Annotated in this window: 14 protein-coding genes and 2 pseudogenes; 1 reads left to right on the plus strand and 15 read right to left on the minus strand. The window is 40.2% G+C overall.

The features are described from left to right. The 13 genes and pseudogenes from LC608_RS35480 to LC608_RS35540 form a co-directional block, all read right to left on the minus strand. Window positions 1-394 (minus strand): annotated as a pseudogene (locus LC608_RS35480) (hypothetical protein); the annotation flags it as partial. Between the two features lie 3 nt (window positions 395-397). Further along, window positions 398-808 (minus strand): hypothetical protein, encoded by a 411-nt coding sequence (locus LC608_RS35485; RefSeq protein WP_229557988.1) that lies wholly within the window; start codon window positions 806-808, stop codon window positions 398-400. Window positions 809-971: 163 nt separating this feature from the next. Next, window positions 972-1,682, minus strand: coding sequence for a hypothetical protein (locus LC608_RS35490; protein WP_229557989.1), 711 nt, complete (start codon window positions 1,680-1,682; stop codon window positions 972-974). Beyond that, a complete protein-coding gene (locus LC608_RS35495; RefSeq protein WP_229557990.1) occupies window positions 1,672-2,208 on the minus strand; it encodes a hypothetical protein in 537 nt (178 codons plus the stop codon). The genes LC608_RS35490 and LC608_RS35495 overlap by 11 nt, the downstream gene beginning before the upstream one ends. A gap of 94 nt (window positions 2,209-2,302) precedes the next feature. Further along, window positions 2,303-2,518, minus strand: coding sequence for a hypothetical protein (locus LC608_RS35500; RefSeq protein WP_229557991.1), 216 nt, complete (start codon window positions 2,516-2,518; stop codon window positions 2,303-2,305). Window positions 2,519-2,919: 401 nt separating this feature from the next. After that, the gene (locus LC608_RS35505) at window positions 2,920-3,132 is read right to left on the minus strand and encodes a hypothetical protein (protein ID WP_229557992.1); all 213 of its coding nucleotides are present in this window, start codon (window positions 3,130-3,132) and stop codon (window positions 2,920-2,922) included. Window positions 3,133-3,165: 33 nt separating this feature from the next. Continuing rightward, on the minus strand, window positions 3,166-3,381 hold the full coding sequence (locus tag LC608_RS35510) for a hypothetical protein (protein WP_229557993.1): 216 nt from the start codon (window positions 3,379-3,381) through the stop codon (window positions 3,166-3,168). An 11-nt stretch (window positions 3,382-3,392) separates the two neighbouring features. Continuing rightward, window positions 3,393-3,737 carry a hypothetical protein gene (locus tag LC608_RS35515; RefSeq protein ID WP_229557994.1) on the minus strand — a complete coding sequence of 115 codons (345 nt, stop codon included), beginning with the start codon at window positions 3,735-3,737 and terminating at the stop codon, window positions 3,393-3,395. Beyond that, window positions 3,734-3,934 (minus strand): hypothetical protein, encoded by a 201-nt coding sequence (locus LC608_RS35520; protein ID WP_229557995.1) that lies wholly within the window; start codon window positions 3,932-3,934, stop codon window positions 3,734-3,736. Before LC608_RS35520 ends, LC608_RS35515 begins: the two co-directional genes overlap by 4 nt. A 23-nt stretch (window positions 3,935-3,957) precedes the next feature. Then, entirely contained in the window at window positions 3,958-4,731 is a 774-nt protein-coding gene (locus LC608_RS35525; RefSeq protein ID WP_229557996.1) for an ERF family protein, read from the minus strand. Window positions 4,732-4,748: 17 nt separating this feature from the next. Next, window positions 4,749-5,009, minus strand: a complete 261-nt coding sequence (locus LC608_RS35530) for a hypothetical protein (RefSeq protein WP_229557997.1) — start codon at window positions 5,007-5,009, stop codon at window positions 4,749-4,751. A 251-nt stretch (window positions 5,010-5,260) separates the two neighbouring features. Then, a complete protein-coding gene (locus tag LC608_RS35535; protein WP_229557998.1) occupies window positions 5,261-5,476 on the minus strand; it encodes a hypothetical protein in 216 nt (71 codons plus the stop codon). Between the two features lie 97 nt (window positions 5,477-5,573). Then, window positions 5,574-5,723: a hypothetical protein gene (locus tag LC608_RS35540; RefSeq protein WP_229557999.1), complete on the minus strand. Its 150-nt coding sequence runs from the start codon at window positions 5,721-5,723 to the stop codon at window positions 5,574-5,576. 80 nt (window positions 5,724-5,803) lie between these two features. On the opposite strand from LC608_RS35540, the gene LC608_RS35545 reads away from it, so the two are divergent. Next, window positions 5,804-6,915, plus strand: a protein-coding gene (locus LC608_RS35545) for an IS630 family transposase (RefSeq protein WP_374108495.1) whose coding sequence is annotated in 2 segments (ribosomal slippage) — window positions 5,804-6,224 and window positions 6,224-6,915 — 1,113 coding nt in all. Because the reading frame shifts where the segments join, the coding sequence is not laid out codon by codon here. Here LC608_RS35545 and LC608_RS35550 read toward each other — a convergent pair. Together LC608_RS35550 and LC608_RS35555 are read right to left on the minus strand one after the other, a co-directional pair. Continuing rightward, entirely contained in the window at window positions 6,866-7,276 is a 411-nt protein-coding gene (locus LC608_RS35550; RefSeq protein WP_229558001.1) for a hypothetical protein, read from the minus strand. The genes LC608_RS35545 and LC608_RS35550 overlap by 50 nt on opposite strands. Window positions 7,277-7,707: 431 nt before the next feature. Then, a pseudogene (locus tag LC608_RS35555) lies at window positions 7,708-7,953 on the minus strand (IS4 family transposase); the annotation flags it as partial.

Genomic DNA, 7,953 nt, shown 5'->3' on the forward strand with positions numbered 1-7,953 from the left:
TCGCACCCATCACTTGGACAAGTGCAGAGATACCGAAGCTAATCCAAAATAAGGGATTAAATAGGAGTTGTAACCAACCGAGCCAACCAATCCATTCAGTTTCAAACCACGGGAGGAGGGGTTTTCCCTGGAATAAAACTTGCCAGATGCTATCAGTAGAAAGGAGTGTGCCAATCCAGAAACCAATTGCACCAACAAGCTTGTATCCGGGTGTGCCTGGGGTAACGAATTGGGCAATGATATGTGAGATAAAGATGACTGGCAGTGAGATTAATGCCACAATCCACCGAGCTAATAATTCTAAGTAGTCACCTCCTGCTTTTTTCGGTTCTCCTTGTGGTGATGGTTCTGAGTTTGGTTGTGAATTAGATTTGTTTGGAGTGAGATATTTCATAAATCAATCACGGGAATCTTGGTATAGTGGCGAATTCTTACAAGCATTTTTGAATCTATACTTCCACCGCCATTGCCTCTGTTCAATGCGTCCAATGCATAAACCAGTTGAGTCATACACAAAAACTGTTTCATCTTCTAAATAACCTGTAGTATCAGGTCTAGGGTTACGTTTTTTTGAGTCTAGATAGTTCCTGATTCGTAATTTATTGAATGAGGGCGTAACTCCAAGAGAGTTAATTTTGTCGGCGGTTTCTGCCCTTTGCTCGGCTTTAATGCGTTCTAGTTCTTCAGACTCACGAATAGTGATGCCGTGAGAGTAAGTTTTGAATTGGGCTGGCAGTTGTGATAACCAAGGACTTGCGATTAACCCCATGCCCAATAATCCCAACATCGCTTGCTTCTGGTATTTCATCGCCACTCAGCCGGAATATTTTACAGTTGTTGCCCGTCGATACTTTGTGTTGTCTGGGGTGGTGGTGCATTAATAATACGAATGTAAACAGATAGCCCAATACAAACTAGAAAAAAAATGACTGAGAATCCGAAAAGATTCTGCTCGAAGAACTTGCGCCATTTTAAGTTGATGACTGAGTTTGTTTGCTCAACAAAGAGCGTGTTAAATTTTTCAAGTCCTGAATTGTTGTCGGTTGTGTGGACTTTTTTTCGGGTGTTGGCACTCCTAGTTCTTGTAAGAATGCTTCCGGGTCAAAACCAACAGTTGCAGTAGTAGTAAGGGTTTGAACTTGTTGCTTAATCTCATCCCCAGTCTTTAAGCCGTACTCTTGGGTAATTTGTTGCCTGATTGAAGGATCTTTGGCCAGTTGATAAATAAACGCTATTTCATCAAAGCCTTGCTCTGTTCTTCTTCTCAATGAACGAGCATCAAGTTCATTCGTGATTTCATCGAACAATTCTTGCTCAAACTCATGAACTGCCAGCGCTTGAGCAACAGTCTTGCCTGCCACAATATCCAAGAATGCTTTAAACGTTTCCCGGCTAACTCCAACAAGTTGTAATTGTTCAGTGGCCATGTCCATAGCTCCCGTCTGTATATTCGCCAAATTGCCGCTACCTCCTAACAGCTTCGATTTGTCGAGGGTTGCTTGCGCTAGATTGAACAACTTTTCTAAGCGATCGCTGATTTCTACAGGAAATTCTTCTGCATTCGGATCAACTGTTGAGTCTGAGGCGGCAAGCTGTTCTAATCCAGCAATAATTTGTTGTGGGCTGTAATTAGCACTTAATAATTCAAACAATTCTGCACGGGTAAATGTGCTATTCGACATGATGTATCTCTCCTAAACCGTATGATGTGAATCTAAGTTGTTCTTGTTCAAAGTTAGCGCGAGTATATTCACCTTTGTTAGCTTCAATAATGGCCTCAACAAGGGGCTTTTTATCAATGCCTTGAACAATGTCTCCAAACAATTCGCCAATCTTTCCTACTACCCATACTTGGTAGGTTGTCATTAATGGCGCACGTAGTCTCTTTTCTTGAGCAAAAGCTTTCATTCTCAAGAGTATTAATCTATACTCTGGAACAAGTGGGGCTACTTCTGTCCACCGTTCTAATGTACGGGGGCAGATGCCTAAAATTTTAGTTGCTTTGGCTTTTGACATCGGTAAAAGCAAGAAATTGACTCCCGATTGGCTTGGTTTTTGATGAAAAAGTTGTTCTCTCCATTGTGGCTTCATGAACTTAGTCAAATCCGTGTCAATAGTCTCAAAAAGATAGTCAATATCTGTGTCAATATCTGTGTCAATCTCCGTATCAAGACCATTGTCAATATCTGTATCAATATTGATGTCCATGACAAACAACAATTGACTATCTATTGACCTTGCCCTTTTATAATAAAAAACCCGCGTCGAATCGGGTAGTGTCTGTGTGACCTTTTTTGATTTTTTAAAGACTTAAATATAAATCTAGTAAACCAAAATGATTTAAGACAGATTCTTTTGGTTGTTGGTAACGACTACTATGCTCGTCAGCTAACCAGTGCTTAAGAGTTTCTGGTGGATAGTCGCTTAGTTCATGAATCTCAGATACCGATAATCTGTGCTTCAATTTAAATTCTTTAGGATGAATCCGTTTCACCTTCAATAAGTGTTTGTTTGACATAATGCAATTACTTATAAAATTTTTCATACAATGCCTTTTGATGTAGCGATACCGAATCACAATTTTTGCGCCTTCACTAAAAAGCAAGCAGACCATGAGACTCTGCTCGACCTCAAACACGGTAGCATCAAGCTTTTGAGACACGCGGATAATTTAAATGAGGCTCAAAACCCTAGTAATGCCGTTAGAATAACTGTCTCATGGTCTGCTCAATCCCTTGCCCTGACTGATTTGGCGCCTCTATGAGAAAGAAAATTCATTTTTTTGAATTTTGCAGAGAACTCCGGTTTTTGGTTCCTTTACTTAAAGTAGGTTTTTCCATTTGTTCTGCGGACATTTTTGTAGCCTGATTTTGTTTGACCAACACTGAACGCAAGTACTGCCGACAAGCTGCTTCTCCCTTATAAATTAGAATCCGCAGCGCTTGTACTTCCTGTATCGGAGAAATACTTTCTTTCAGCAATGGCTGGAATCAAATTCTGTTGCTTCTGCACGTAATCTTGATGCTGCTGCTCCAACACAGCAATCTTGGAGTTTAGCTGTTGTATTTGTCGTAATGCTTGCGTCAAGGACGATTCTTTGTTTCGAGACCGATTATCTAAAGTTAACGTCATTTTCTTACTCCTCTAAATTTAGATTCTTTCTGTTTACTGTTGAGTTGCTTGCTGTACACAATCAATTGCATCTATTATTTCTTCTAAAACATTGAACGCATCATTTAGGACTACATCGTTTGATGTAGAAAAGTACTCAAACGACTGAAGCCTGCGATAATCCTTACTACTCGCCACAAGCCGCAGCGTATATTGACAACCCTGCAAGATAGTCCGAATCTCTGATGTGGTTAACTTAATTTCCATCATTGTTTCTCCTTCTAAAACTTGTCTTGACGAATACTAAAACTTGCTCCGACTAAAGAACTCCCTAAGAAGGCGGAAAAACTGACCAACATTGCGCCCAGGCAAATATTTTTCTGTTGCTCCCAACCAGAGATGATTATGTTGGAGCCAGCATTCGTCTCAATAATCTCCATTCCCCAGCACTCCATTGCCCCTACTCCTGAAAACCCAGTTAAGAGTAGAGAGACGATTGCAGTTGTTTCTATGATGCGGTCAAAAAAAATCCTGGGTTTGAATCTTCTTCTAGTACGGCGGCGAAGAACCATTTTACTCTTGTGGTCTAACTCAGGTTGGTAAACAACTTGTTTGTGGTTAGTCATTTGGCATCCTCCAATTCAATAAAAAATCCTGCACCAGTATTCTTAATCTTTACTTTTCTTTGATTGACCAAGGTTTGAATCACATTAAGACTAAATTTGATATGACACAATCGTGCGCTACCCCCACAACGACCGAGATATTGTAGGCACAGTGAGGATTGGTCAGCAGAGGTAGGATAAGTGGATTTCTTCGGCATGATATTTTTCCTATTGGTGTTATTTAATTCAGTTCAGGCAATTGTGCAAGCGCTCCCTCCATCCAGTCGCTGATTGCTGTTGTTTCATCTACTCCTCGGACTACAGCATCGACTACATGCTTTTGATAAGAGTTAACAGCATGATTCAGATGCCCAAACTTATTTCCAGCCCAAGCCAAACACATGGTCTTTACTAATTCGTCAATTTGAAGAGAATCAAGCTCACTCGGACTCGTAACATTTCGAGAATGCAGCCATTCTTTCACTAAATCCAACGGATAATTTAAAAGTGTGCGAACTTCTTTGACTCGCAAATCCTTTGGGTTGATTGATGGTGGAGTTACAGCTTGCTTGATTGGTTGAACTCTAAGCTGTTGATTATCTTTGCGGGGTCTAATATTATTGTGCGGTTGTTCAGCCTTTTTAGGATTATTTGCACTTTCAGCATCATCATCTTCATCTGCTGTTACCGATAAAATTGCACACACAGCATATCGACGGGCATAGGTCAAAGCTGCACCCAATTTCTGAGAATCACTAATTTCAGGAAGAGGATAAGTACTGGTGATACTCTCTCCAGATTCATGAAAAATATGAGTCCGTAGCACGGTTTTACCTTCAAAGATTTCGGTAGTTTGAATTATTACCAATCCATATTTGCCAAGCGCAGGAGTGACAGCATCCAATACAGCATCTAGTGTTGCATATTTGCGCTTGTAGTGAGAATTAGTACCGTCTTTTTGAATGGGGTTAAACTCTGCCTTTGCTTTGATTAAAGCTTTGATTAGTTCTTGCATTAGTCAATTCCAAACTTTTACCAATCGCTTTCGTTAATATCACCAGACACTTTTTTGCTAAATTTAGCTTTATTTATCTGAAACTCTGAAGCTTTCAAGACAGGCATTGCCGCTTGTTTTACTGAAGCTTTGGCTTGTTGATAGAGGAATTGGGTTATTCCATCCGCGTCTTCTCCATCCTCGACTTGCGCCCATAGAGAACAACCCAGTTCCAACGATTCGTAGTCGCCGAGATTAAATTTTCTAGAGTAGCTAACAGATACAGTTGTGAATTTCATAAGATGTCGGATTTTGTATATGATGGTTGTTAATTTTCTTCGTTAGTATCAACCATTTCAATGGTGAGTCTTTTACATAAATCGCTAGCTTTTATACCAACAATCCTGGTTGAATTTCAGTAGATAATTCTTCCATGATTAATGAATGGCAGGGGATTCATCATTAATTCCTATCTCAATCAAACCTGCATTATTCGATAGAACCGTTGCCCAACTTGATAAAGGCTGAGGAATACTTGTTGCATAAAATTTCATGATTCTGATTCCTGATTAAACTTGATTTCAACGATTTCTTCCACGCACCCCATTGCCTCACTCAAGTAGTGCAAAACATCGGCTAAGTGAGTCGCTGCTTCTGGGTCAATCTTCTTATCGGCAATCAACAAAAGCCAATTTTCATCTTGAGCAATTGCTTGAATATTTACGTAGCACGAATTGAACTGCTTCAGTATTTCTATTGATTCCATTGGTATATTCAATGAATTGTGTTGTTGCATTCCGATAAACTAATAATTTGGTTTTGTTCCCTGCGACATAGGTGGGTTTTACTGCCCACCCGTTTCCTTACGCTGCAACTAAATCTTTCGCTTGTGGCACGTATTTCTTTAACCGCTCCCAATCGTCAAAAGTTAGTGCATCAAATTCTTTATCGAGTAATTTCTCTTCCGTGGGTGGTCGCTCTGTAGCTGTTGTTGATACCCTTGCCACGTTCATGAAGCCGTCTAGTAGTCTGCCAAGCAAAGTTTGCTAAGTAATACCTGTAATTGGTAAACTAGCCAAAAACAGGGAATAATATGGCAAAGAAGTACATCGTTGACTTGAGTGAAGATGAAGTTGCTCAACTGCAATCAATAATAAAGAAAGGTAAGCACAAGGCAAGAACTATAACCCGTGCAAACATTCTTTTGATGGCTGCTGAAGGAGAAACGGATCAAGCGATCGCTGACACAGTTAGAGTGCATACTGCCACAGTACAACGGATACGAGAAAAATTTGTCATTGGTGGGTTAGATTTTGCTTTAAAGGATGAAGCTCATCCACCAAAACCTACAAAATTAGATGAAAAACAAGAAGCATTTTTGATTGCAACGGCTTGTTCTAATCCACCAGAAGGAAGAGTGCGTTGGACAATGCAATTATTAGCGGATCACTTAGTAAACCTTGGGGTAATAGATTCAATTTCCGACGAAACAATACGTCAAACTCTAAAAAAAACGAAATTAAACCGTGGTTAAAAGAACAGTGGTGTATTCCCGAAGTTAACGCAGAGTATGTATTCAGAATGGAGGATGTTTTGGATTTGTACAATGAGCCATATAATCCGAAAAAACCTACAGTTTGCCTAGATGAACGCCCATATCAATTAGTAGAAGAAGTAAGACTTCCTTTGCCACCAGAACCAGATCAGCCTGAACGTTATGATTATGAGTATAAACGCAATGGTGTTGTAAATTTATTTGCTCTTTTTGAACCTTTAGCTGGATGGAGGCATATTGAAGTTACACAACGTCGTACCAAAGTTGACTTTGCTAAACAATTGAAAGAGTTGGTAGATGTTCATTACCGCGATGCTGAGGTAATCCGTTTAGTAGTTGACAATCTAAATATTCATACTCCAAGTACATTATATGAGGCTTTCACACCACAAGAAGCACGTAGAATTATTCAAAAATTAGAGTTCCACTATACTCCTAAACACGCTTCTTGGCTGAATCAAGTAGAAATTGAATTATCTGTTTTATCTCGCCAATGTTTAGAACGGCGTATTCCTAATGCAGAAACATTAACTTCTGAGATTGCCGCTTGGGAGAAACAACGTAATCAACAAAAAGCTAGTGTCTACTGGGGTTTTCAAACTAAAGATGCTCGCAGAAAAATGCAGCGTTTATATCCGAGTTTAACCTAGCAAAGTTGCCTTGGTGGACTACTAGACCGACTGCTGCATCAATCGGCTCGGCGTATCGAAGAGAATCCACACCGTTAGACCAGTGGGTAATATGCTGAAATATCACCCCAATCATTGAATCAGCTTTGTACACTCGATAGTTTCTGGGGCAAGCTCCGCCAACGTAAACCAGCTTGTATCCAGGAATCTCTTGCACCTCTGCGTTGGGGTCGGTTGGAGGCAGAAGTATTTTCTCTCTTGGATCATCCAACTGGGCTTCTTGAAGAGGGAATGGGCTGATCATATTTGATGTGCCATGATGATTTGGATTGTCATAAATTTCGTTGTTGTAGAGGCGATTGCATAACTCTAGGGGAAGCAATCGCTTTTTCTCACTTTTAGGGCTAGGGATTTCTTACACCTGTGCATTCGCATCTGTAGCAGGTAGGAGAGTTTTCTGCTGTCAGTCACCTACTTGAAGTGAGAAGTTACTTGCTGTACTTTGTGTGATGATTGTGTTTATTCGAGATTAACCTCATTGGCGATTGCATTTCTCTTGGAGGAGCAATCGCCTTTTTCACTTTTAGGGCTAGGGATTTCTTACACCTGTGCATTCGCATCTGTAGCAGGTAGGAGAGTTTTCTGCTGTCAGTCACCTACTTGAAGTGAGAAGTTACTTGCTGTACTTTATGTCATGATTGTGTTTATTCAATAACCTCTTGGCGATTGCAATTCTTTTGGTGTGCAATCGCCTTTCTCACTTCCAGAACTTACGCCGCTACTGTCGCTCGGCTTACGGGGGGACAAAAAGGGCTAGGATGCAGATAAAATAAGCCTCATAGCCCTTTCTCCTTGTTGATAATGCCTCCGCTTATTAGGATTTAATATCATTAACTCAGCCACCAATTCATAAGAATTTTCCATAAAATCGACCCAGTTAGACCCATATAATCCAATATAAAAACTGCTATGACGGCGAACTGTCCGCCCAGATTCTTTGATTCGACCGACATATTTTTGAATACCCATACGTTTAAATTTTTGACCAGATATAGTTGC

Source organism: Nostoc sp. XA010 (assembly GCF_020829625.1).
Lineage (GTDB): Bacteria > Cyanobacteriota > Cyanobacteriia > Cyanobacteriales > Nostocaceae > Nostoc.

Coding starts and splice junctions, on each gene's coding strand:
- LC608_RS35485 (WP_229557988.1), bottom strand. CDS start 808: ATGAAATACCAGAAGCAAGCGATGTTGGGATTATTGGGCATGGGGTTA.
- LC608_RS35490 (WP_229557989.1), bottom strand. CDS start 1,682: ATGTCGAATAGCACATTTACCCGTGCAGAATTGTTTGAATTATTAAGT.
- LC608_RS35495 (WP_229557990.1), bottom strand. CDS start 2,208: ATGGACATCAATATTGATACAGATATTGACAATGGTCTTGATACGGAG.
- LC608_RS35500 (WP_229557991.1), bottom strand. CDS start 2,518: ATGTCAAACAAACACTTATTGAAGGTGAAACGGATTCATCCTAAAGAA.
- LC608_RS35505 (WP_229557992.1), bottom strand. CDS start 3,132: ATGACGTTAACTTTAGATAATCGGTCTCGAAACAAAGAATCGTCCTTG.
- LC608_RS35510 (WP_229557993.1), bottom strand. CDS start 3,381: ATGATGGAAATTAAGTTAACCACATCAGAGATTCGGACTATCTTGCAG.
- LC608_RS35515 (WP_229557994.1), bottom strand. CDS start 3,737: ATGACTAACCACAAACAAGTTGTTTACCAACCTGAGTTAGACCACAAG.
- LC608_RS35520 (WP_229557995.1), bottom strand. CDS start 3,934: ATGCCGAAGAAATCCACTTATCCTACCTCTGCTGACCAATCCTCACTG.
- LC608_RS35525 (WP_229557996.1), bottom strand. CDS start 4,731: ATGCAAGAACTAATCAAAGCTTTAATCAAAGCAAAGGCAGAGTTTAAC.
- LC608_RS35530 (WP_229557997.1), bottom strand. CDS start 5,009: ATGAAATTCACAACTGTATCTGTTAGCTACTCTAGAAAATTTAATCTC.
- LC608_RS35535 (WP_229557998.1), bottom strand. CDS start 5,476: ATGGAATCAATAGAAATACTGAAGCAGTTCAATTCGTGCTACGTAAAT.
- LC608_RS35540 (WP_229557999.1), bottom strand. CDS start 5,723: ATGAACGTGGCAAGGGTATCAACAACAGCTACAGAGCGACCACCCACG.